21 protein-coding genes and 1 pseudogene are annotated in these 23,104 nt (G+C 73.4%); 9 read left to right on the top strand and 13 right to left on the bottom strand.

The annotated features are described in order from the left end of the window. Positions 1-35 precede the first annotated feature (35 nt). From J5Y04_RS39090 to J5Y04_RS39080, 3 genes are all read left to right on the top strand, one after another. Positions 36-827 (top strand): TIGR03089 family protein, encoded by a 792-nt coding sequence (locus tag J5Y04_RS39090; RefSeq protein ID WP_209417303.1) that lies wholly within the window; start codon positions 36-38, stop codon positions 825-827. Positions 828-863: 36 nt separating this feature from the next. Continuing rightward, positions 864-2,234: an LCP family protein gene (locus J5Y04_RS39085; protein ID WP_209417302.1), complete on the top strand. Its 1,371-nt coding sequence runs from the start codon at positions 864-866 to the stop codon at positions 2,232-2,234. 215 nt (positions 2,235-2,449) lie between these two features. After that, positions 2,450-4,123, top strand: a complete 1,674-nt coding sequence (locus J5Y04_RS39080) for an LCP family protein (RefSeq protein WP_209417301.1) — start codon at positions 2,450-2,452, stop codon at positions 4,121-4,123. A gap of 67 nt (positions 4,124-4,190) precedes the next feature. Here the strand turns inward: J5Y04_RS39080 and J5Y04_RS39075 are convergent. Together J5Y04_RS39075 and J5Y04_RS39070 are read right to left on the bottom strand one after the other, a co-directional pair. Continuing rightward, a pseudogene (locus J5Y04_RS39075) lies at positions 4,191-4,796 on the bottom strand (acyltransferase); the annotation flags it as partial. 79 nt (positions 4,797-4,875) lie between these two features. Further along, a complete protein-coding gene (locus tag J5Y04_RS39070) occupies positions 4,876-5,916 on the bottom strand; it encodes a glycosyltransferase family 2 protein (RefSeq protein ID WP_209417300.1) in 1,041 nt (346 codons plus the stop codon). A gap of 164 nt (positions 5,917-6,080) precedes the next feature. Between J5Y04_RS39070 and J5Y04_RS39065 the strand changes: the two genes are divergently transcribed. Continuing rightward, positions 6,081-7,697, top strand: a complete 1,617-nt coding sequence (locus tag J5Y04_RS39065) for an LCP family protein (protein WP_209417299.1) — start codon at positions 6,081-6,083, stop codon at positions 7,695-7,697. Positions 7,698-7,784: 87 nt separating this feature from the next. Here J5Y04_RS39065 and J5Y04_RS39060 read toward each other — a convergent pair whose 3' ends face one another. From J5Y04_RS39060 to J5Y04_RS44100, 4 genes are all read right to left on the bottom strand, one after another. After that, on the bottom strand, positions 7,785-10,349 hold the full coding sequence (locus J5Y04_RS39060) for an ABC transporter permease (RefSeq protein ID WP_209417298.1): 2,565 nt from the start codon (positions 10,347-10,349) through the stop codon (positions 7,785-7,787). An 18-nt stretch (positions 10,350-10,367) separates the two neighbouring features. Next, positions 10,368-11,153 carry an ABC transporter ATP-binding protein gene (locus J5Y04_RS39055; protein WP_209417297.1) on the bottom strand — a complete coding sequence of 262 codons (786 nt, stop codon included), beginning with the start codon at positions 11,151-11,153 and terminating at the stop codon, positions 10,368-10,370. Positions 11,154-11,475: 322 nt separating this feature from the next. Next, positions 11,476-12,030, bottom strand: a complete 555-nt coding sequence (gene ssuE / locus J5Y04_RS39050) for an NADPH-dependent FMN reductase (RefSeq protein ID WP_209417296.1) — start codon at positions 12,028-12,030, stop codon at positions 11,476-11,478. A 150-nt stretch (positions 12,031-12,180) separates the two neighbouring features. Next, on the bottom strand, positions 12,181-12,258 hold the full coding sequence (locus J5Y04_RS44100) for a putative leader peptide (protein ID WP_359810240.1): 78 nt from the start codon (positions 12,256-12,258) through the stop codon (positions 12,181-12,183). A 239-nt stretch (positions 12,259-12,497) separates the two neighbouring features. Between J5Y04_RS44100 and J5Y04_RS39045 the strand changes: the two genes are divergently transcribed. After that, the gene (locus J5Y04_RS39045) at positions 12,498-13,877 is read left to right on the top strand and encodes an LCP family protein (RefSeq protein WP_209417295.1); all 1,380 of its coding nucleotides are present in this window, start codon (positions 12,498-12,500) and stop codon (positions 13,875-13,877) included. A gap of 169 nt (positions 13,878-14,046) precedes the next feature. Here the strand turns inward: J5Y04_RS39045 and J5Y04_RS39040 are convergent, their stop codons facing one another. From J5Y04_RS39040 to J5Y04_RS39030, 3 genes are all read right to left on the bottom strand, one after another. Then, positions 14,047-14,859 (bottom strand): arylamine N-acetyltransferase, encoded by an 813-nt coding sequence (locus J5Y04_RS39040; RefSeq protein ID WP_209417294.1) that lies wholly within the window; start codon positions 14,857-14,859, stop codon positions 14,047-14,049. Positions 14,860-15,045: 186 nt separating this feature from the next. Further along, a complete protein-coding gene (locus J5Y04_RS39035; protein WP_209417293.1) occupies positions 15,046-15,540 on the bottom strand; it encodes a peptidylprolyl isomerase in 495 nt (164 codons plus the stop codon). Between the two features lie 105 nt (positions 15,541-15,645). Beyond that, a complete protein-coding gene (locus tag J5Y04_RS39030; protein ID WP_209417292.1) occupies positions 15,646-16,872 on the bottom strand; it encodes an alkene reductase in 1,227 nt (408 codons plus the stop codon). An 81-nt stretch (positions 16,873-16,953) separates the two neighbouring features. Here J5Y04_RS39030 and J5Y04_RS39025 point away from each other — a divergent pair, with 81 nt between their 5' ends. From J5Y04_RS39025 to J5Y04_RS39015, 3 genes are all read left to right on the top strand, one after another. Continuing rightward, positions 16,954-17,352 (top strand): MerR family transcriptional regulator, encoded by a 399-nt coding sequence (locus J5Y04_RS39025; RefSeq protein WP_209417291.1) that lies wholly within the window; start codon positions 16,954-16,956, stop codon positions 17,350-17,352. A gap of 156 nt (positions 17,353-17,508) precedes the next feature. After that, positions 17,509-18,111, top strand: a complete 603-nt coding sequence (locus J5Y04_RS39020; RefSeq protein WP_209417290.1) for an NAD(P)H-dependent oxidoreductase — start codon at positions 17,509-17,511, stop codon at positions 18,109-18,111. Positions 18,112-18,296: 185 nt separating this feature from the next. Beyond that, the gene (locus J5Y04_RS39015) at positions 18,297-18,905 is read left to right on the top strand and encodes a hypothetical protein (RefSeq protein WP_209417289.1); all 609 of its coding nucleotides are present in this window, start codon (positions 18,297-18,299) and stop codon (positions 18,903-18,905) included. A 64-nt stretch (positions 18,906-18,969) separates the two neighbouring features. On the opposite strand, the gene J5Y04_RS39010 is transcribed toward J5Y04_RS39015, so the two are convergent. The 3 genes from J5Y04_RS39010 to J5Y04_RS39000 all read right to left on the bottom strand — a co-directional run bounded on the left by J5Y04_RS39010 (position 18,970) and on the right by J5Y04_RS39000 (position 21,758). After that, a complete protein-coding gene (locus J5Y04_RS39010) occupies positions 18,970-19,455 on the bottom strand; it encodes a GNAT family N-acetyltransferase (RefSeq protein WP_209417288.1) in 486 nt (161 codons plus the stop codon). A gap of 44 nt (positions 19,456-19,499) precedes the next feature. Continuing rightward, on the bottom strand, positions 19,500-20,723 hold the full coding sequence (locus J5Y04_RS39005; protein WP_148644546.1) for a beta-ketoacyl synthase: 1,224 nt from the start codon (positions 20,721-20,723) through the stop codon (positions 19,500-19,502). A gap of 171 nt (positions 20,724-20,894) precedes the next feature. After that, a complete protein-coding gene (locus tag J5Y04_RS39000) occupies positions 20,895-21,758 on the bottom strand; it encodes an oxidoreductase (protein WP_209417287.1) in 864 nt (287 codons plus the stop codon). A gap of 215 nt (positions 21,759-21,973) precedes the next feature. On the opposite strand from J5Y04_RS39000, the gene J5Y04_RS38995 reads away from it, so the two are divergent. Next, complete coding sequence (locus J5Y04_RS38995) at positions 21,974-22,852, top strand: LysR family transcriptional regulator (RefSeq protein ID WP_209417286.1); 879 nt, start codon at positions 21,974-21,976, stop codon at positions 22,850-22,852. 128 nt (positions 22,853-22,980) lie between these two features. Here J5Y04_RS38995 and J5Y04_RS38990 read toward each other — a convergent pair. After that, on the bottom strand, positions 22,981-23,104 hold a 124-nt coding region (locus tag J5Y04_RS38990), incomplete at its 5' end, for an acyl-CoA dehydrogenase family protein (protein ID WP_256463564.1).

The raw sequence follows: 23,104 nt of genomic DNA, 5'->3' as shown, positions 1-23,104 counted from the left end.
GTCGTCCACCCGGAGGCCGTAGGCTGGGGCGCACCATGACTGCGCCTTTCGCTGCCGATGCCCGAACCCCCGTCGAGCTGCTGCACGCATACCTGCGAGGTGGCACTCCTTCAGTCGACCCCGCGGCCCCGCTGGTCACGTTCTACGACGACGCCACCGGCGAACGGGTGGAGCTCTCCGCCCGGACCTTCGACAACTGGGTGGCCAAGACCGCCAACCTCCTCCAGGACGAGCTGAACGCCGGCCCGGGCGACCGCGCCGCGCTGCTGCTGCCCGCCCACTGGCAGAGCGCCGTCTGGCTGCTGGCCTGCTGGTCGGTCGGGGTGACGGCGGTCCCCGCCGGCGAGCCCGGCGACGCCGACCTGGTGGTCAGCGGCCCGGACGGCCTGGAGGCCGCCCAGGCGTGCGAGGGCGAGCGGGTGGCCCTCGCGCTGCGCCCGCTCGGCGGCCGCTTCCCGCAGCGCCCGGACGGCTTCCTGGACTACGCCGCCGAGGTGCCCGGCCAGGGCGACCGGTTCGCGCCGTACTCCCCCGTCACGCCGGACGCACCCGCGCTGGAGACCGTCGTGGACGGCCTGCCGCTGAAGCTGACCGGTGACCAGACCGTGCAGCTGGCCAGGGAGGGCGCGGCCCGGCTCGGCCTCAAGGCCGGCGACCGGGTGCTCTCCACCCTCTCGTACGACGACTGGGCGGGCCTGGAGGCCGGCCTGCTGGCACCGCTCGCCGTCGGCGCCTCGGTGGTGCTCTGCCGCAACTCGGAGGGCCTCGACGACGCGCAGTGGGAGAAGCGGACCGAATCCGAACGGGTGACACTGCGCCTCGGGTAACTCCCGCCTCCGGTCCGGCGGGTAGGGATGCCTGCCATGGCCGAGGACGACACCGAGCACCCCCCGACCGACACCCCCCCTCCCCGGGACGCCTCCGCGGCCCCGGACACCCCGACCGCACCCGGACGACGGCGCCGGCGGTGGCTGATGATCACCTCCGGCGTCCTCGCCTTCCTGCTGGTCGCCTGCGGCACCCTGCTCTGGATCGCCTACCGCAAGCTCGACGGGAACATCCAGACCGACTCCGCCACCGACCGGCTGCTGGCCCGGCTCGAGGCGGACCGGCCCAGCCGCACCGCCGGGGCCAAGGGCGCCGAGAACATCCTGCTGATCGGCAGCGACGACCGCACCGGCGCCAACGCCTCGTACGGCGAGGCCGGCGGCCAGCGCTCGGACACCACGATCCTGCTGCACGTGGCGGCGGACCGGCGGCACGCGACGGCGGTCTCCATCCCCCGCGACGTCATGGTCACCGTCCCGGCCTGCGAGAAGCCGGACGGCACCCGGACCCGGCCCGCACTGCTCCAGTTCAACGCCGCGTTCGAGAGCGGCGGCCCGGCCTGCTCGATCCGGACCGTCGAACAGCTCAGCGGCATCCGGATCGACCACTACGTGATCCTCGACTTCACCGGGTTCAAGGCCATGGTCGACGCCGTCGACGGGGTCGAGGTGTGCGTGCCGCAGGCGATCCACGACAAGGACGCCAAGCTGGACCTGCCGGCCGGGCGGCAGACCCTCCACGGCGAGCAGGCGCTCGGCTACGTCCGGGCCCGGGAGACCCTCGGCGACGGCAGCGACACCCAGCGGATGGGCCGTCAGCAGCAGTTCCTGGCCGCGCTGATCCGCAAGGTGCAGTCGCAGGGCGTCCTGCTCAACCCGGCCCGGCTCTGGCCGGTGCTGGACGCCGCGACCTCCTCGGTCAAGGCCGACGGCGGGCTCTCCTCGCTGGGCGCGCTCTACGACCTCACCCAGGACCTGCGCGGCATCCCCTCCGCGAACGTGGTGTTCCTGACCGCGCCGCGCCGCCCGTACCGCTTCGACTCGGACCGGGACGAGTTCGTGCAGCCACAGACCACGCAGCTGTTCACGGCCCTGCGCGACGACCGTCCGGTCACCGTCCGCCCGCCGGGGTCGGCCGTCCCGACCCCGGCGGCGGCGGCGGGGGCGGGGGCGGGGACGGGGACGACCGCGTCCCCCACCGCCGGTTCGGACCAGGTCACCGCCACCGGGCAGACCCCCACGCCGGGCCGGACCCCCTCGGCAGGCCAGGCGCCCTCGGCGGGCCAGACCCCTTCGGCGGGCCGGAGCGCCGGGGCGTCGCCTTCTGCCACCGCGTCGCCCTCCGCCACCGCGCCGCCCTCCTTCGAGGGGCGCACCGCCGACGCGGATGCCTGCGCGGTGCATTGACCGTTCGTCGGGTCACCCTTTTGTGTACGGATCATGATCTTGCCAGGCATTCCCCGGAAATTCACAGACCCCCGATTACCTGGGGAATTGCGGTTCCCGGACATGGCGGAGATCACATCAGGAACAATTCCCCCACGCGGCTCGTCTAGTGTGTCCGGGTCGGCGCGCGGCATGCGCACCGGCCCGTGCAGACCGGTCGGAGGGAGGGAACCCCCGTGCAGCAGGACAGCCAGGAGGTCGACCCCGCCGACCAGTGGGTGCTCGACCCGGACACGGGGCAGTACCGGCTCGACCCGGCCGCGGGCATCCCCGCGCAGCGCCGCCGGACGGCCTCCCGCGAGCCCGGTCCCGCGGCGGACGCCGCACCGGACGCCGCCCCCGGGCCCGGCAACTCCGGTGGCCGGGGCGGCCACCGCCGCAAGGGCCCGGCCCGGCGCAACCGGCGGCGCCGGGTACTGAAGTGGACGGCCGGGGTCGGCGCGCTGGTCCTGGTGGCCGGCTGCGGCGGCGCGTACTACGCGTACGAGCACTTCAACAACAACATCACCGCCGTCAAGGTGCAGCTGGGCAGCGAGGAGGAGCGGCCCAAGCCGGCCGGGGACGCGCTGAACATCCTGGTGATCGGCACCGACAGCCGTGAGGGCCTGGGCCGCGAGTACGGCGACGAGGGCAGCACCGGGCACGCCGACACCACGCTGCTCTTCCACGTCGCCAAGGACCGCAGCAATGCGACCGTGGTCAGCCTTCCGCGCGACCTGATGGTGCCGATCCCGGACTGCGAGACCAATACCGGGAAGAAGATCCCCGGCTCGTCGCGGGCGATGTTCAACGAGAGCCTCGGCCAGGAGGGCCGTGACCCGGGCTGCACCTGGAAGACCGTCGAGAAAATGACGGGCATCCGGGTCGACCATTTCGTCATGGTCAACTTCGACGCCGTGAAGACGCTCTCCACCGCCGTCGGCGGGGTCGAGGTGTGTGCGGCCAAGGACATCAACGACCCGGACTCGCACCTGAAGATGACCAAGGGCCGGCACGTGGTGCAGGGCGACGAGGCGCTGGCCTTCGTCCGCACCCGGCACGCCGTCGGCCTGGGCGGCGACCTCACCCGCATCCCGCTCCAGCAGCAGTTCATCAGCTCGATGATCCGCTCGGTCAAGAGCAGCGACACCCTGACCAGCCCGACCAAGCTGTGGAAGCTCGCCGACGCCGCCACCAAGGCGCTCACCCTGGACTCCGGCATCGGCAGCGTCGACAAGCTGAAGGACCTGGCGCTGGACGTCAGCAAGGTCGACACCAAGAACATCACCTTCACCACCGTGCCGGTGCTGGACGACCCGAAGGACAACGACCGGCTGGTGCTGAAGCAGCCGGACGCCGGGCAGGTGTTCTCGCTGGTCGCCAACGACCGCTCGCTGACCGAGACGGCCGCCCCGGCCGCCCCCTCGGCCCCCGCCGCGCCCGGGACCACCGCCCCGGCCGCCGCCGCGCCCTCGCCCACGGCCACCACCCCCGCGGTGGACGCCAAGGACGTCCGGGTGACGGTGCGCAACGGCAGCGGGACGCCCGGGCAGGCGCAGCAGGCCGTCGACAAGCTCCGGGCGAAGGGCTTCGCCAAGGCCGCGACCGCCGCCAACGCGCCTGCCACGCCCGCCACTTCGATCAGCTACCCGGCCGGGAAGTCCGCCGAGGCGGCCGCGCTGGCCGCAGCCCTCGGCCTGCCGGCCGACGCGGCCAAGGAAGACCCGAAGGCCGGTGCCAGGGACGGGCTCGTCCTGGTGCTGGGCACGGACGCGCCGGCGGCGCCGGCCACCCCGGGCGCCGCGCCGACCGAGGCCCCCAAGGACCTCCAGCGGGTCCAGGCGGACGACACCGACGTCTGCGCGAAGTAGCCGCCGAAGAGGCGACCCGCCCGATCAGCCGCTGGACCGGCCGCTGGACCGGCTCCTGGAGAAGGTTGAGGGCGCCGTCGGCCTCGCGGTACTCCTCGCCGGTGCGCGGGCAGCGCCAGCGGTCCGGGCCGTCCGGCTCCAACGGCTCACCGGCCCGGCCGACCCACTTGACCCGGCGGGCCGGGACGCCCGCCACCAGGGCGAAGTCCGGGACGTCCCGGTGCACCACGGCGCCCGCGGCGACCAGCGCCCAGCGGCCGACCGTCACCCCGGCGACCAGGACGGCGCGGCCGCCGACCGAGCAGCCCTCGCGGAGGGTCACCCCGCGGGCGTGCCAGTCGTCGCCGCGCTTGAGCTTCCCGTCGACGTCGACCGAGCGCGGGTAGAGGTCGTTGGTGAGCACCGCCGCCGGGCCGACGAACACGCCGTCCTCGACCACCGCCGGCTCGTACACCAGGGCGTGGTTCTGCAGCTTGACCCGGTCGCCGATCCGCACGCCAGGGCCGACGTAGGCGCCGCGCCCGATGATGCACTCGGCGCCGATCACGGCGTCCTCGCGCACCTGGGCAAGGTGCCAGACCGTCGTCCCGGCACCGAGCACCGCCCGGTCGTCCACGTCCGCGCTCTGTTCGACCCGGGCGCCGGCGGCGGCCCCGCCCTCGACTGTCCCCATGGCGCCCGACGATAGCGCCGGCGGAGGGGGCCGGAGGGCGGGTCCGCGGGATTGGCCCGATCGGGCCCGCGGGCTCCGGTCAGCCCGCCTTGGCCACCACGTCGGCGCTGGACTGGGCCCGGCTGCCGATCACCCGGCGGGCCAGCGAGCGCGGCGAGGTGAGGAAGCCGAAGCCCCAGCTGAGGTGCATGGTCGCGAAGGCCACCGGCAGCAGCGCCTTGGCCTTCGGCGAGAGGCCGCGGCCCTCGGACAGCGCGCCGCCGAGGATGCCCAGCAGGTAGGCACCGGGCACCGCGAGGAAGGCCGGGTGGACGGCCACGCCGAGCAGCAGTCCGAGCGTGACGCCGAGGAAGGCGGCCGGCGGGGCGAGGTAACGGAGGTTGACCGAGCCCCGGTGGTACCGGGTGACCACCCGGCGCCAGCGCCCGTAGTCCTTGTACTGCTTGGCCAGCGCCCGCACGGTGGGGCGCGGCCGGTAGGTGACCCGCAGCTGCGGGGTGAACCAGACCAGCCCGCCGTCCTGGCGGATGCGGTAGTTCAGCTCCCAGTCCTGGGCGCGGACGAACTCCTCGTTGTAGCCGCCGAGCTTCTCCAGCACCTCGCGCCGGAACACCCCGAGGTAGACGGTGTCCGCCGGGCCGGCCAGGCCGCCGGTGTGGAAGGCCGCGTTGCCGACGCCGATCTTGGAGGTCATCGCGGCGGCGACCGCGTTCTCCCACTCGGTCTCGCCCTCGGCGTGCATGATGCCGCCGACGTTGGCGGCCTCCATGTCGCCCAGCAGCCGGACCGCCGTGGTGATGTAGCCGGGGGTCAGCAGGCCGTGTCCGTCGACGCGGACCACTATCGGGTGGCTGGAGCCCCGGATCGCCGCGTTCAGCCCCGCGGGGGTGCGACCGGTGGGGTTCTCCACCGTACGGACCCGCGGGTCCTCCGCGGTCAGCTCGGCGGCGATCTGCGCGGTGCGGTCGGAGGACGGGCCGAGGGCGATCACCACCTCCATCGGCCCGGCGTAGTCCTGTTCCAGGATGTGCCGGACGGCCGTACGCAGGTGTCGTTCCTCGTTGAGCACCGGCATGATCACGGAGACCGCCGGCAGCTCCTCAGCAGCCTTGGTGTTCATCGGGGCCAACCGTACCGGTGCCGAAGGGTCGCCGTCTTGTCCCGGTTCGGGTACCTCCGCACACCCTTCACCGGAGGAACGTTTCATCGTCCAGGCCCACCGTACCCCCAGCCCACGGCGCGCCCTCACCCGGCCCGGAGCGGGCCGCCCCTACCATCCGAGAGATGCCCGTCTCCCCCCTCCACGCCCAGCCCGGCCGACGCCGTGCCTGGCCCCGCCGGCTGGCCGCGGGCATCGCCTTCGGCGTCCTCGCCACCTCCTGCGGAGGCTGGGCCGTGCTGCACGGCCTCGGCTCGATCGACCGGGTGGAGGCCTTCAGCGGCGACCAGGCCCGGCCCGCCGACGACGGCTCCACCACCTTCCTGGTGGTCGGCACCGACGAGCGGGACGGCATCCCGGAGAAGACGCTCAAGGAGGTGCTGCACGCCGGGGGCGAGTCCTGCCACTGCACCGACACCATGATGATCGTCCAGCTCGCCGGGGACGGCGCCCGGGCCGACGTGGTCAGCATCCCGCGCGACTCCTACGTGGACATCCCCGCCCACCGCGACCGCGCCACCAACAAGGAGGTCCCGGCCGGCAAGGGCAAGATCAACGCCGCGTACGGAATGGGCGGGCCGCAGCTCACCGTCGCCACCGTGGAGCAGAACACCGGGCTGCGGATCGACCACTACGTCCAGGTCGACTTCGCCGGCTTCGTCTCCGCCGTGGACGCCGTCGGCGGGGTGCGGGTGTGCACCGCCAAGCCGCTCAAGGACGAGTACTCCGGCCTCGACCTGCCGGCCGGCACCAGCACCCTGGACGGCGCCGGGGCGCTCAGGTACGTCCGTGCCCGGCACGTGGACGCCAGCTCCGACCTGGGGCGGATGCACCGGCAGCAGAAGCTGGTCGCCCAGCTGCTGCACCAGCTCGCCGACGGCGGCACCCTGCTCAACCCGGTCCGGCTGGCCCGGGTCACGGACAGCCTGCTCGGCTCGGTCAAGGCCGACAAGGACCTCACCGCGGACGAGCTGATCACCCTGGCCACCCGGATGAAGGACCTGTCGGGGGGCCGGGCCGACTTCGCGACCGTCCCGCTGGCGCAGCTGGACCACCAGGTGAGCGGGTGGGGCTCGACGGTGCTCTGGGACCAGGCCGGGGCCCGGGCCCTGTTCGACGCGCTACGGGCCGGCCGGCCGCTGGAGGGCGTGACGGCGGGTGTTCCGGCGACCCCGGAGGCGGGCGCGTCCCCGGCGTCCCCGGCGGCGGGCGCGTCCCCGGCGTCCCCGGCGGCTGTGGGTGGGGGTGCGGCTGCGGGTGGGGCCGCGGCGCCCACGGTGGCCCCGGAACAGGTGCGCGTCCAGGTGTTCAACGCGACCGGGACCGCCGGGCTCGGCGCCCGGGTCGACGGGGACCTGCGGCGGGCCGGGTTCGCCACCACCGGCGCACCGTCCAACGCCCCGGCGGGCACGGCGTCCGGCCGGACGGCGGTCCGGTACGACCCGCGCTGGGCCGAGTCGGCGCGGACGCTGGCGGCCGCCCTGCCGGGCGCGGAGCTGGCGGCCGTTCAAGGGCTCGGGCCCGTGGTGCAGGTGTTCGCGGGCACGGACTACCCGGCTGCGGCGGGCCCGCCGGCGGGCGCTCCGGGCGCCTCGGCAGGTGCTCCGGGCCCCTCGACGGGCACCGGCCCGTCCGCCAGGGCTGCGCCCCCGCCCCCGCCGGCACCTGCACCGGCATCCGCCGCGCCGTCGGCGGCGGCCTCCTCGGCGGCCGGGAAGGCGGCGGACGTCGTCTGCCCGTAGCCGTGCACCCGGGCCGGGCACGCGGCAGGGGCCGGGTGCTGTCGCGCACCCGGCCCCTGCCGTCCCCCGGTCCCCCGATCCGGGGGCTCAGTCCGTCGCGATCGCCGCGAGGACGTTCATCCGCCCGGCCCGGAAGGCCGGGACGAGGGCGGCCAGCAGGCCGATGACCACCGAGGCGATCAGCGTGCCGATGATCGTGCCGGTCGGGACGGCCAGCGACTCCAGCCCGTTCTCCTTCAGGACCTGCTGGGCGGTGACGCCCCAGGCCAGGCCGAGGCCGGTGCCGAGGACCGCGCCGAACAACGCGATCACCACGGACTCCAGCCGGATCATCCGGCGCAGCTGGCGCCGGGAGATCCCGATCGCCCGCAGCAGGCCGATCTCGCGGGTCCGCTCGACCACCGAGAGCGCCAGGGTGTTGACCACGCCGAGCACCGCGACCACGATCGCCACGCCGAGCAGGCCGTAGATCAGGTAGAGCAGGGTGTTGATCTGGCTCTGGACGATCTCCTTGTAGCCGGCCTTGTCCACGACCTGGACCTGCGGGTACTCCTTGACCGCGTCCTGCAGTGCGGTGAGCGTCTTCGCGACGTCCGCCCCCGGGGCCGCCTTGGCGTACAGCTGCCCGGTCGCCGGCTGCTCGGCCGCCGGGACGGCCTTGGCGACGGTGTCGATCCCGATGAAGGAGGCGCCGCTGAAGAGCGAGTTGCCCTTTCCGATGATCATGCCGACCGGCACCGACTGGATGTGGCCCTTGCCGTAGTCGACCTTGACGGTGTCGCCGACCTTGACGTTGTGGTCCTTGGCGAAGTCCTGGCCGACCGCCAGCCCGCCCTGCTTGAGGAAGTCGGGGCCGCCGGACGCGGCCGGCAGCGAGAAGTCGTCGGTGAAGGTGCCGGAGACCGCCGCGATCCCCTTGGTGCTGGAACCGTCCGCCGTCACGATGGCCGCACCGCGCAGGTACTTCTCCTCGGTGACGTGCGCCAGGCCGGGGGCCGTCTTGACGGCGGCGATGATCTCCGGGCTGAGGCCCGTGCGGCCGCCGTCGACCGTGTAGTCGGCGCCGACGTTCTTGTCGATCTGCGCGTTGGTCGACTTGGTCGCCGAGTTGGTGAACACCGAGGCGCCGATCACCAGCGCGAGACCGATCATCAGCGCGGCGGCGGTGGCACCCGTGCGACGCGGGTTGCGGGCCGCGTTGCGCTGGGCGAGCCTGCCGGACGGGCCGAACAGGGCCGGGAGCAGCGCACCGAGCACGCGGACCACGGTGGTGGCCAGCAGCGGGCCGAGCACCACGAAGCCGACCAGGCTGAGCAGCACGCCGAGACCGAGGAGCTTGCCGCCGGTACCGGCCTTGTCGGCGCCTGCGGCCAGCACCAGGAGGCCGGCGCCGCCCGCGGTCAGCACCAGGCCGACGATCGTGCGGACGATGTTGGAGCGCCCCTCGGCCGGGGTGCCGTGGTCGCGCAGGGCCGCGATCGGGGCGATCCGGCTGGCCCGGCGGGCCGGGATCCAGGCCGCCGCCACGGTGACCAGGATGCCGACCGCGTAGGCGGCGACCGGCACGTTCAGCCCGATCCGGAGGTCTCCGGCGTTGAGGTTCATCCCGACGGCGTTCATCAGCTTGATGAGGCCGACCGCCAGGCCGACGCCCGCCCCGATGCCGAGCGTCGAACCGAGCACACCGAGGATCAGCGCTTCGGCCAGCACCGAACGGTTCACCTGGCTGCGGCTGCCGCCGATGGCGCGCAGCAGCCCGATCTCGCGGGTGCGCTGGGCGACCAGCATCGAGAAGGTGTTGATGATCAGGAAGCCGCCGACCAGCAGCGAGATGCCGCCGAAGCCGAGCATCGCGTACTTCATGAAGTCGAGCCCGGCACCGACGCTCTTGTCGTTCTCGTCCTTCTGCTCGGCGGCCGTCTTGGCCTGGTAGCCGCTGCCCAGCTTGCCGAGCAGGTCGGCCTTGAGCTGGTCGTTGCCGCGGCTGCCGTCGCCGAACGCCTCGACCGAGGTGAAGGCGGTCTCGCCCAGCAGCACCTGCTGGGCGGTGGCGGTGTCCAGGAAGGCCAGCGCCGCGCCCGGGTTGGTGGTCTTGAAGGAGGCGATGCCCACGATGGTGAAGTCGTGCTTGCCGTCCGCGGTGATCACCCGCAGCCCGGCGCCGAGGCCGAGCTTGGACTTCTTCACCGTGTCGGCGTCGAGCACCACCTCGCCCGGGCCCTGCGGGACGTGGCCGGAGGTGATCTCCACCGCGTTGCGCGGGGTGTCCGTCCAGTTGCCGGTCAGGGTGGGGGCGCCGCTGGTCGGGCCGACCACCTTGTTGGTGGCCGGGTTGACCAGGGTCGCGTTGGCGACCATCACCTGGCCGACGGCCGTCTTCACACCGGCGGTCGCGGCCACCTTCTGCGCGGTGTCCGCCGGCAGCGTCGGGGTCCTGTCGCGCTGGTCGTCGTCGCCGTTGTCGGGCTTGGGCGGCTGGACGGAGAGGTCGGAGGCCGTGGCCGCGAAGAGCTTGTCGAAGGTGCTGGTGGCGGTGTTGGAGAACACCAGGGTGCCGGACACGAACGCGACCGACAGCACGACCGCGATCAGGGAGAGCACCATCCGGCCCTTGTGGGCGAAGAAGGTCCTCAGTGACGTCTTGAGCAGCATGGTCCTGTGCCCGCCCGCTCAGCTGGTGCGCTTGCCGTCGAAACGGCGCATGCGTTCGAGGACGGAGTCGGCGGTGGGGGCGTGCATCTCGTCGACGATCACGCCGTCGGCGAGGAAGAGCACGCGGTCCGCGTAGCCGGCGGCGACCGGGTCGTGGGTGACCATCACGATGGTCTGGCCCAGCTCGTCCACCGAGCGGCGCAGGAAGGTCAGCACCTCGGCGCCGGCCCGCGAGTCGAGGTTCCCGGTGGGCTCGTCCCCGAAGATGATCTCGGGGCGGGCGGCCAGCGCCCGGGCCACCGCGACGCGCTGCTGCTGGCCGCCGGAGAGCTGGGTGGGTCGGTGCTTGAGCCGCCCGGCCAGGCCGACGGTCTCGACCACCTGGTCCAGCCAGGCGGCGTCCGGCTTGCGGCCGGCGATGTCCATCGGGAGCGTGATGTTCTCCAGCGCGTTCAGCGTCGGGAGCAGGTTGAACGCCTGGAAGATGAAGCCGATCTTGTCCCGGCGCAGCCTGGTGAGCTGCTTGTCCTTCAGGCCGGTGATCTCGGTGTCGCCGATCCAGATCCGGCCCTCGGTGACGGTGTCCAGGCCGGCCAGGCAGTGCATCAGGGTCGACTTGCCGGAGCCCGAGGGGCCCATGATCGCGGTGAAGCGGCCGCGCTGGATGTCCACGTCCACCGCGTCCAGCGCGGTGACCCTGGTCTCGCCGGAGCCGTAGGCCTTGGTCACCTGACGCGCTGAGGCCGCGACGGCGGCCGCGCCGCCGGGAAGCTGGGGGTCGTACACGGCTGCTGCCGTCGTCACTGGAGTCTCCTAAGAAGTGGGCCCACCCGTTGCCCCCAGCCTTGTCGCTGCGACCCGTGCTGCGACAGGGTGCAGGACGTAGTCCTCGACCGGGAGTTAGCCCCACCCTCCAGATGCACCCAGGCCCAGGTTCCGGAGAACCGGGGCCCCGGTCCGCACGAGCGGGGATGTGATCCACGTTAGGAGCGGCGGCGCGATCGCTCGTCATCCGCCGGTATGAAGCGCCTCAACCGTAGTTGTACGGGGCGCGGCGCCCCTCCCCCTAGGGGTCGCCGCCACCCGTCTCGGGGTCGGCCCGCGCAGGACCGTTCCCGACGGCCCGTCAGCAGGTCAGCGCCGGCGCGGCGAGCCGCTCCAGCGCGGCCGCGAAGGCGTCGACCACCGGCGTCAGCAGGACGTCCGTCTCGCGCTCGATCACCGTGCCGCCGTCCTCCCGGACGGTGATGTGGCGGTCGAGCACGAACCAGCCCTGGGTGATGTGGCCGGCGCCCATCGAGCTGAGCACCGGGCGCAGCGCGTAGTCCACCGCCAGCACGTGCGCGGTGGAGCCGCCGGTGGCCAGCGGCAGGACGGCCTTGCCGGTCAGCGCGTACTGCGGGAGCACGTCCAGCAGGGTCTTCAGCAGGCCCGAGTAGGCGGCCTTGTAGACGGGGGTGCCGATGACGATTCCGTCCGCCCGGGCGAACAGCTCCGCGGCGGCGGCGATCTCGGGGTGGGAGAAGTCCGCCGAGAGCAGGGCGTGCGCGGGCAGGCTGCGCGCCTCGAAGGGGACGACGTGGTGGCCGTGGGATTCGAGCCGCGCGTCGACGTGACGCAGCAGGCGGGTGGTGCGGGAGGTCGCGGACGGGGAGCCGGAGACGGACAGGACGGTGGCCATGGGGTTCACCTCTGGGCGGGAAGCGGGGACGGCGCTTCCGCAGCAGGGCGCGCGCCGCGCGGGCGGCGGCGGTCATGGTGCGGAGGAGCGGGGAGCGGCGCGGGAAGGTGCGGCGCGGGAGGGGAATGGAGAGGGTTCGACGGGCGCGCGTCAGCCACGACAGAGCGAACAGGACACACGCTGAAGGTCGACGTGCCGCCGACGCGTGAGGGTCCATCGCTGATCCATGGCAGTCATGCAAACACGCAGCGTTCCGGCCGGTCAAGGATCGTTCCGGCTGGTGAACACCGGGTGAGACGGATGGTGAGACGCGGCGGGGGCGGCCGCACACCGGGTGCGGCCCCCGGGTACGCCCCCGCGCGAAGTTGCGGCGGAACGATCCGGCACGTGCATCAAAACTGCTACAAGGGGCCTGGTGAGGGCCCCGGGGGGAGTCACCGCACCCGGCGTCGGGCATCCTCTCCCACATGAACACGTGGCAGGAGGGCCGCCCGGGCGGCGGCGGGAACCCGTACGGCGGCGGCAACGGCGGCGGCGGTGCGTACGGGCGCAGCGGCGGCGGTGCGGCGGCCGAGCCGCCGCTTCCGGCTTCGCTGAACCCGCGCGGGCCGGGGGCCCCGGCGCCGCGGCAGCCGCAGGAGTACGGGCAGCCGTCCGGCGGGCAGGCGCCGGCTCCCGGGCAGGCCCCCGGTTACGGGCCGGCCCAGGGCTACGGGCAGCCGCAGCCGGGCGCGCGGCCCGGGGTGCCGGCGCAGGGACCGGGGGCGCCCGGTGGCCCCGGCGGGCCGGGTGGGTCGGGCGGGCCCGGCGGGCCGATAGCCCCGGGCGGCACCCAGCCGCCCTCCGCCGCCCGCTCCTCGCGCTGGCCGCGACGCCGGATCGTCAAGTGGTCGGTGTTCGGCGTCCTGATCGCGATGATGGTGACCGCCGTCTCGACCTGGTTCTGGGCCGGCTCCAAGCTCAACCACGAGAACGTGCTCGCCGACTACCCGGGCCGCCCGGCCGCCGGAAAGGGCACCAACTGGCTGATCGTCGGCTCCGACAGCCGCAACGGCCTCTCCGACTCCCAGGAGGAGGACCTGCACACCGGCCACGCGGGCGGCAAGCGCAGCGACTCCATGATGATCCTGCACATCGGGGACAACGGGAACACCCTGATGAGCATCCCGCGCGACTCCTGGGTGCCGATCCCCGAGCACCCGGGCGACAACGGGAAGACCGTCAAGGCCACCAGCTCGAAGATCAACTCGGCCTTCGCGGCGGGTGGCGGCAAGCTGCTCGCCCAGACCGTCGAGCTGAACACCGGCATCCGCATCGACCACTACGCCGAGATCGGCTTCGCCGGGTTCGTCGGCATCGTCGACTCGGTCGGCGGCGTGGACATGTGCATCGAGCAGGACGTCAAGGACAAGGACTCCGGCCTCGACCTCAAGGCGGGCTGCCAGAGCCTCACCGGCACCCAGGCCCTCGCCTTCGTCCGCCAGCGCCACCAGATGGCCGACCAGGACCTCGGCCGGATGCGCAACCAGCAGAAGTTCCTCGGCGCGCTGGCCAAGCAGGCCGCCTCGCCCGCCACCCTGCTGAACCCGTTCACCTTCTACCCGCTGGTGGACTCCGGCCTCGGCACCCTGATCGTCGACGAGGACGCCGGCCTGACCGACCTCGGCTCGCTCTTCCTCGCGATGAAGGACGTCAACGGCGGCGGCGGCAAGAGCATCACCGTCCCGATCGCCAACCCCGACTTCAAGACCAGCACCGGCGAGTCGGCGGTCAAGTGGGACGCCGCCAAGGCCAAGCAGGTCTTCGACGCGTTCAAGAACGACACCGCCGTGCCCGACACGAAGTGACCCGGTGACCACCCGCGACGTGGCATGACGCCGTCGACGCAGCGGGTGGACGCCACTCGTCACCGCGCCGGTCCACCACCGTCGCCACCGCCTCCCGGGCCACCTGGTCCGGGAGGCGCTCGGCTTGGGAGCCGGACCGGCGGACTTCCCGTGCGGCCGCCCGCTCCGGCTACTGCGGGTGCAGGACCGTGGGAAGGCGGTCCAGCGTGATGCCGAAGAGCGAGCGGTAGGCGGCCAGCGCCCCGGCCCCGTCGAGGAGTTCCTCGGTGCGCGCGCCGTCGGCGGCGGTGCGGATCAGGCGGGTGCCACTGAGGGTCACCCGGCCGCCGTCCGGGGCCGGCAGCGAGCAGGTGGCCGAGCGGGTGAAGTGCGAGTCCGGCGAGGTGGCCTGCCACCAGCAGGTCGGCACGAAGTCGGCCAGCTCGTGGGGGCGCAGGCCGAGCCGGTACTGCGGCTCGCCGCCCATCCGCACGTCGAGTTCGTCGGCGCCGTACGGGACGAGGGTGAACTCGCCCGCCGGGTCCGACTGTTGACCCCGCTCGTCCAGCCGCAGCGGGAGCCGGCTGAACCTGCCGAAGCCGACGTCGACCAGCCACGGCCGGTCCAGGTCCACCCGCAGGGCGAGGTGGTCGAACGGCGGGCCGGGCCGGTCCCCGTCGAGGACGCGCGCGCCGAGCAGGCTCACCCGGTAGCCGAGTGCGCGCAGCAGGGCCGCGAAGGCGCCGTTGAGTTCGTAGCAGAAGCCGCCGCGGCGCCGGGTGACGAGCTTCTCGAACAGTGCGCCGGTCCCGAGCACCACGGGCTCGCCGAGGTGCACGCTCAGGTTCTCGAACGGCACGGCGTCCAGGTGCGCGCGCTGGAGCTCCGCGAGCGCGGCCGCCGAGGGCCGCTCGGGTGCGGGCAGGCCGATCCGGGCCAGGTAGGCCTCCACCTGCGCGCCGGTGAGGTCGTCGAGTGCCGGGGAATGATCCACGCCACCCATTCCAGCGCGCCGGGGCGCCGGGCGGCCATCGGTCCTTGGACCTAGGGCCGCCGGGGCGGTGGCCGGAGCCGGAATGGCCGTGGGCCCGCCGGGGCGGTGGCCGGACTGGCCGGGCCCGGAAACGGCGAGGAGCAGGAAGTCGGCCGGGCCGACGTCCTGCTCCACAGCGCCTCGGGAGGGGCTGGACTACTCCACGATGCCCGAGTCGGCGATGGTGATCTTCGCCTTGGTGCGGCCGCTCTGCGAGCCGAGCGACTCGATCTTCGTCACCAGGTCCATGTTCTCGACGACCTCGCCGAAGACGACGTGCTTGTTGTCCAGCCAGTCGGTCACGATGGTGGTGATGAAGAACTGCGAGCCGTTGGTGTTGCGGCCGGCGTTGGCCATCGACAGCTGGCCCGGCTTGGTGTGCTTGAGCTGGAAGTTCTCGTCCGCGAACTTCTCGCCGTAGATGCTCTTGCCGCCGGTGCCGTCACCGCGGGTGAAGTCACCGCCCTGCAGCATGAAGCCCGGGATCACCCGGTGGAAGGACGAGCCCTTGTAGCCGAAGCCGTGCTGGCCGGTGGCCAGCTCGCGGAAGTTCTGGGCGGTCTTCGGGACGACGTCGTCGAAGAGCTTGAAGACGATCCGGCCCGCCGGCTCGTCGTTGATGGTGATGTCGAAGTAAACGTTGGAACCCATGCAGGGATCATGGCATGCCGCACCCCTCGACGCGCGACGGCCCCGGCAAAGCCGTCACGGCGTGCCACCGTCCCGGACCGCATGGCACCGGTGTGCCGCGGCGGCTCACCCGGCGGCGAGCACCGGGTAGTCCGTGTACCCCTCGGCGCCGCTCGCGTACATCAGGCCGCCGCGCACCGGATTGAGCGGTGCCCCGGTACGCAGGCGCTCGACCAGGTCGGGGTTGGCGAGGAAGCCGCGGCCGTAGGAGACGAGGTCGACGCCCGCCGCGAGCAGCCGCTCACCGGCCGAGCGGCCGCCGTCCTCGGGGAGCGGCCCGCCCCAGCCGAGCACCGGGTTGCCGATCAGCACGCCGTCCCAGGTCTTGCGGATCTCCTGGAAGAGGGGCGACTGCGGGTCGGCGAAGACCACGTGCAGGTAGGCCAGCCCCTCCCCCGCCAGCTCGCCGAGCAGGGCGCGGTAGATCTCCCCGGTGTCGCCCTCCTCGATGCCGTTGACGGTCACGCCCGGGGAGACCCGCACCCCCACCCGCTCGGCGCCGACCGCCTCCGCCACCGCCCGCACCACCTCGACGACGAAGCGCACGCGGTTCTCCACCGGGCCGCCGTACGCGTCGGTGCGCCGGTTGGTGTTCCGGGCCAGGAACTGGTGCAGCAGGTAGCCGTTGGCCGCGTGCACCTCGACGCCCGCGAATCCCGCCGCGACCGCGTTGCGGGCGGCGGCCGCGAAGTCGGCGACCGTCTCGCGGATCTCGGCGACGGTCATCTCCCGCGGCACCACCGCCTCCTGGGGGCCGCTCGGCGTGTGGACGGCCTCCGGCAGTGCGACGGGCGAGGGCGCGACCGGGTCCAGTCCGCTGTTCTCCGGGTGCCCGACCCGGCCGCCGTGCTGCAGCTGCAGGTACATCCGGCCGCCCGCCGCGTGCACGGCGTCGGTCACGCGCCGCCATCCGGCGACGTGTTCGGCGGTGTGGATGGCCGGGATGTTGGCATAGGTCCGGCCGACGGCGTTCGGGGTGGCGGCCTCGGCGATGATCAGGCCTGCCGAGGCGCGCTGCGCGTAGTAGGTGGCCATGATCGGCTGGGGGACGCCGTCGGCCGCGGCGCGGGTGCGGGTCATCGGCGCCATCACCAGGCGGTTCGCCAGCTCCAGCGTGCCGAGGCGGGCGGGCTGGAAGAGCGAGGTCGCGTGCGTGGTGGCCGTGTCCGCCCCTGCTGCGCCTGCCCCCGCGGTGTCCGTCCCCGCGGCGCTCGTCGTCGTGTCGGCCTTCGTCGCGCCGGTCGTCGTCGTGTCGGTCGTCGTCGTGCTCGCCGTGTTCGCCGTGTTCGTCATGAGGGAGACCGTAGAAGCTAACATCGGTGTCAACTTCAAGTCCGCTCTCGAACCCGACGACGAACGCCGAGGTGGAAGCCCATGCGAATCGGTCAACTGGCCCAGCGCACCGCCGTCAGCGAGCGCTCGCTCCGCTACTACGAGAAGCAGGGACTGCTCGCCGCCGATCGCACCCTCGGCGGCCACCGCGACTACCCGGACGCCGCCGTCGACCGCGTCATCCTGATCCAGGAGCTCTTCGCGGCCGGCCTGCACAGCAAGAAGATCGCCCAAATCCTCCCCTGCATGCGGGACTCCGACGGCGGGCCGTCCGAGATCGCCACCCCGCGTCTGGTCGAGGAGCTCACCGTCGAGCGCGACCGCATCGACCGGATGATCACCGATCTGGTCCGCTCCCGCGAGCTCCTCGACGAGGTGATCGTGACCGCCTCGGGCCGGGCGCAGCTGAGCAGCGTCGGCGGGCGGCCGCAGGCGCTGTAGCGCCCGGCGCAGTCGGCCGCGACGGCGTCGCGGAAGGTCCGAGTGGCGGCCGGGAACGCCGGTTCGGCCACGGCCCGGCACCCTACCCGAGCGTCCGCGGCGCCGGGCCCGCTCATAGGATCGGCGCGCCATCAACAGACCGAGGGGGCAGGGGACATGGGAGCTACGCGGATCGGGGTCTATCTGGCGCATCCGCGCCCGGGGAGCTTCAACCACGCGCTGGCCGACGCCGTGGCGGACGAACTGCGCGGGCGCGGCTGCGAGGTGGTGGCACACGACCTGTGCGCGGAGGGGTTCGCCCCGGTGCTGACCGCCGGGGAGACGGAGACCGTCGCCGCGGCCGGCGAGTCCGCCGACCCTCAACTCGCCCTGCACCGCGCCGAGGTGGCCACCCTCGACGCGCTCGTCCTGGTCCACCCGAACTGGTGGGGCATGCCGCCCGCCGTCCTGACCGGGTGGGTGCAGCGGGTCATGGTCCCCGGCGTGGCGTACAAGCTCGGCACGGCGGACGGCGAGCCGGCCGGGCTGCTCCGGGCCGGGCGGGCGCTGGTGCTCAACACCTCCGACACCCCGGAGGAGCGCGAGCACGGCGAGTTCGGCGATCCGCTGGAGCGGATCTGGGCGGCCTGCGTCCTGCCGTACGTGGGCGTGACGGACGTGCGGCGGGTCGTCTTCCGGACGGTGACCGACTCGACGGACGCCACCCGCGCGCAGTGGCTGCACCGGGCACGCCAGGAGGCGGCGGCACTGCTCGACTGAGGCCGTCCGACGGGCCGAACACGCTGATCTGGCCGACGGACGGGCATCCGGTGGCGGGTATCCGCCCCTGCCGTCCGGCGGGGGTGCGGAGATCCACATGAGCATGCTAAAACCAGCGGCGGGCACAGAATCCTGCCCGAATCACCGTGCGACCTTCACACCACCGGCCACCCCTTGGGAGACCCATGTCCGCCGCACGCACCGCCCGCTCCGGCCCGATCCGCCTGGTGCTCGCCGCTCTCGCCTCGCTGGCACTGCTGTTCTCCGGCGCCGCCACCGCGACCACCGCCTCCGCCGCCACCACCGCCACCACCGGCCTCGACGGGGTCTGGGCCTGCGACGTCCCCGCCGGCTACGTCTACGACCAGGTGTCCATGAACCGGACGTGCAGCAGCGGCAGTTGGAACGCGCCGCAGTTCCACCTGCGGACCCCCGTGGACGGGCTGACCGCCTGCAAGAGCTCGCCCGGCTTCGTCTACGACGCCATCACCTGGGGCAGCGCCTGCAGCCAGATCTCCGGCGTGACCTCCAACATGTACCACCTGCGGGTCCCGGTCGACGGCCTCACCGCCTGCATGGGCACCCCCGCCTTCACCTACGACATGATCACCTACACCAGCGCCTGCAGCATCAACCAGGGCGTCCAGGCCACGACCTTCCACCTCCGCAAGCCGGCCAACGGCATCTGGGCCTGCGAGATCCCGAAGGGCTTCACCTACAGCCAGAGCGTCCAGAACACCGACTGCAGCTCCATCCGGGGCGTCCAGTCCACCAAGTACCTGCTGCTGGGCTGAGCCCCGGACACGCCGAAGGGGCGGGAGGCCGGTCCGGCCTTCCGCCCCGCGCGGCGCCCGGCGGTCAGCCCTCCGACAGGGCGAGTTCGGCCACCACCTGGTCGCCGCTCAACTCCCCGGTGGGGCGGAAGCCGAGGCTCTCGTAGAACCCGGCCGGCCCGTGGTCGCCCGGGACGTAGGTGACCGAAACGCGGTTCCCGCCGCGGCGGCGGATCTCCGCGCAGACCTGCTCGACGGCGAAGCGCCCGTAGCCGCGACCCTGCTCCTGCGCGGCGATGTTGAGACGCCACAGGCCCGAGCGGGGACGGTCGTCGGGATGCCCGGGGGCGAAGCGGACGTCGAAGAACGCCATCAGGAACCCGACCAGCCGGTCGCCGTCGAAGATCAGCCGGGGCCAGGCGGTGTCGCCGTACGCGTACGCCTCGGCCAGCGACTTCGCCACCGGCGCCACCAGCCCCTCCTGGTCCGGCCGCACCTTCAGGGCGAGCGCGGCATCGATGGTGGCGGGGGTGATCAGCTCCAGGCGCAGGGCCGGTGACGACGTAGGCATGCGGCGACTCTAGACACCACCGGGCCTTCCGGTCGCGCGGCTTTTCACGGCGCCGGGGTGAAGACCAGGGACGCGTTGTGGCCGCCGAAGCCGAAGGAGTTGGTGAGGGCGGCGGTCAGCGCGCCGCGCCGCGGGGCGCCCGCCACCACGTCCAGCTTGACCGCCGGGTCGAGTCTCTCCAGGTTCCGCGTGGCCGGCACCACGCCGTCGCGCAGCGCGAGGACGGCGGTCAGCGCGCCGACCGCACCGGCGGCCCCGAAGAGGTGGCCGGTCATCGACTTGGTCGCGGTGACGGCCGGGTGCAGGCCGATCGCCTCGGTGACCGACTCGGCCTCGACCAGGTCGCCCAGCGGCGTCGAGGTGGCGTGGGCGTGGACGAGGTCGATGTCCCCCGCGGCGAGCCCGGCCTCCGCGACCGCCCGGCGCATCGCCCGGACCTGCCCCTCCGCCGCGGCCGCCGTGATGTGGTACGCGTCCGAGGTGACCGCCGCGCCCGCCAGGGTGGCGTGCGCACGGGCGGACCGGGCCGCGGCGAACCCGGCGCGCTCCAGGACGACGACCACCGAGCCCTCGCCGATCACGAAGCCGTCCCGGTCCGCGTCGAACGGCCGGGACGCCCGCCCGGGCTCGTCGTTGCGGGTCGAGTGAGCCTTGGCCTGGGAGAATCCGGCCAGCGGCAGCGGGCAGATGCACGCCTCGGCGCCGCCCGCCACCACCACGTCGGCCCGGCCGAGCCGGATCAGGTCCAGGCCCATCGCGATCGCCTCGGCGCCGGACGCACAGGCGCTCACCGGGGTGTGCGCGCCGGCCTTCGCACCCAGCTCGATGGAGACCCAGGCGGCCGGGCCGTTAGCCATCAGCATCGGCACGGTGTGCGGGGAGACCTTCCGCACCCCGGAGGCCTCCAGCACGTCGTCCTGGGCGAGCATGGTGAGCGACCCGCCGGTGCCGGTGCCGATCACCACGGCGAGGCGCTCCGGGTCCACCTCGGGAGCCCCCGCGTCCGCCCAGGCCTCGCGGGCTGCGACCAGCGCCACCTGCTCGCAGCGGTCCATCCGCCGGGCCTGGACCCGGTCCAGCACCTCGGAGGGCTCGACCCTGAGCCGCCCGGCGATCCGGACCGGCAGTGCGGCGGCCCACTCCTCCTCGATCGCGCGGATGCCCGACTCGCCGGCCAGCAGACCGGCCCAGGTCGAGGCGACGTCCCCGCCGAGCGGCGTCGTCGCACCGAGCCCGGTGACCAGCACGCCGTTGTTGTCGACACTCATCGAACGAACCCCCAGGCTGTTGAAGCGCTTGTGACAGCGGCACAACTCCCCGCACCTCGTGGGTACGGGGAGCTGTCGCCTCTTCCGCCACCATGCCAGGGCGGTGATGCTCGATCAGGTGTGCAAGCCGACCGATTCGAACACGAAGATATTGTGGGATTCCTCCAGCCGTCAGGCCTCGAAGTCGGTCCCCCGGCCGACCGGCTCCCACTCCCTGAGCTCCTTCTCGGCGGCCTGGAGGTTGCCGAGGACCGCGTCGACGGCGTCGTTGCCGAGGGCCAGCCGCAGCGGGGTCCGCTCGGCGTCCAGGGCGGCCAGGATCGCGGCGGCGGCCTTGGCCGGATCGCCGGGCTGCTTGCCGTCGCTCTCCGGCAGCGCGGACCGGACCGGGCCGACCACCGACTCGTAGGCGGGGATGGCCGGCGTCTGGGCGAGTGCGCCCGGCCCGGCGAAGGAGGTGCGGAAGGAACCGGGCTCGACGATCAGCACCTTGACGCCGAACTGGGCGACCTCCAGCGCCAGCGCCTCGGAGAGCCCCTCCAGCGCGAACTTGGTGGCCGAGTAGGCGCCCACCCCGGGGAACGAGAACCGGCCGCCCATGCTGCTCATCTGGACGACGGCACCGGAACCCCGGGACCGCATGTGCGGCAGGACGGCGCGGGTGAGTGCGGCCGGCCCGAAGAAGTGCAGGTCCATCAGGTCCCGCAGGTCGCGGTCGGTGTACTCCTCGACGGCCCCGATCAGCCCGCGCCCGGCGTTGTTCACCAGGACGTCGATCCGCCCGTACCAGAGCAGGGTGTCCGCCACCACGGAGGCGATCCCGGCCTGGTCGGTGACGTCCAGCCGGACCGGGACGACCCGGTCGGGGTGGGCCGCGACCAGCGCGTCGAGCGTCTCGGGACGGCGGGCGGCCGCCACCACGGTGTCGCCGGCGGCCAGCGCGGCCTCCGCGATCGCCTGGCCGAAGCCGGAGTTGGCGCCGGTGATCAGCCAGACCCGGCCGGCCGCGTTCTTCTCGGGGGTGCTGCTGGTCATCCCGGGTGCCTCCGTGAACCGTTGGAAAACTTGGTAGTTGACGCACTCTTTTATGCCAGCCCGGCCCGGGGGGCGTCCAAGACAGAACCCTGGTCGCTCGATAAGGAGGCTTTATGACCACCGGACGATCGCCGACTCCCTCGACCGTCAACTCCCGCGGCCGCCAACTCAGGTGATCGCCAACTCAGGTGATCATCGGCTCCTATGATCACCGCATGGAGCTGCGTCAGCTGCACTACCTGATCGCGATCGCCGACGAGGGCAACCTCGGCCGCGCCGCCGCCCGCCTGTACGTCAGCCAGCCCGCCCTCTCCTACGCCCTGCGGAACCTGGAGACCGAGCTGGGCATCCGCCTCTTCGACCGCCACTCCGGCGGGGTCAGCGCCACCGCGGCCGGGCTCGACGTGGTCGCCGAGGCCCGCCGCACCGTCGCCCAGGCGGAGCGGATCACGACCGCCGCCGAGCGGCACCGGCGGGCCGCGGACGGAGTGCTGCGGGTCGGCTTCGAGGCCAGCGGAGCAGGCGAGTTGACCACCCGCGCACGGGCCGAGTTCGCCCGCCGGCACGCGGGCGTACGGGTCGAGCCGAAGCGCTTCGACTGGGGCCAGGAGGCCGACGGGCTGCGCGACGGCCGGGTGGACGTCGCCTTCGTCTGGCTGCCCGCCGACCTCACCGGGCTGCACGCGGAGATCGTCCACACCGAGCCGAGGGTCGCCGGCCTGCCCGCCGGCCACCGGCTGGCCGGGCGCGCGGGCATCTCCGTCCTGGAGGTCAACGACGAGCCGCTGATGTGGACCGAGCGCGCGCCCCGCGCCTGGGTCGACTGGTGGGCGGTCAACCCGCGCCCGGACGGCTCGACCCCGCGCTGGGGGCCGACCAACGACAACGTCGAGGAGATGCTGGAACAGGTCGCCGAGGGCGCCGCCATCTGCTTCGCCCCGGCCGGCCTGGCCCGCTACTACGCCCGCCCGGACCTCGTCTGGGTCCCGCTCACCGACGTCGAGCCGCTGCGGGTCGCGCTCGCCTGGCCGGAGGGCGCGGACAACCCGCTGGTGCACGGTTTCGCCGCCGTGGTCCGCGAGTTGGCGGGCTGACGGGCCGGCGGCACGGCGGCACGGCGGCACGGCGGCACGGCGGCACGGCGGCACGGAACGGCCCCCGGTCACCTCGGGTGACCGGGGGCCGTTGCGCGTTGTGGCGCGAAGGGGCGCAGTGCGGCTGGTTACGGCAGGTTGCGGGCCATCACGATCCGCTGGATCTGGTTGGTGCCCTCGTAGATCTGCGTGATCTTCGCGTCCCGCATCATCCGCTCCAACGGGTAGTCCCGCGTGTACCCGTACCCGCCC

This window comes from Kitasatospora sp. RG8 (assembly GCF_017813315.1).
In the GTDB taxonomy this organism is placed as follows: Bacteria; Actinomycetota; Actinomycetes; order Streptomycetales; family Streptomycetaceae; genus Kitasatospora.
This window is presented reverse-complemented; position numbering and strand designations above follow the sequence as displayed.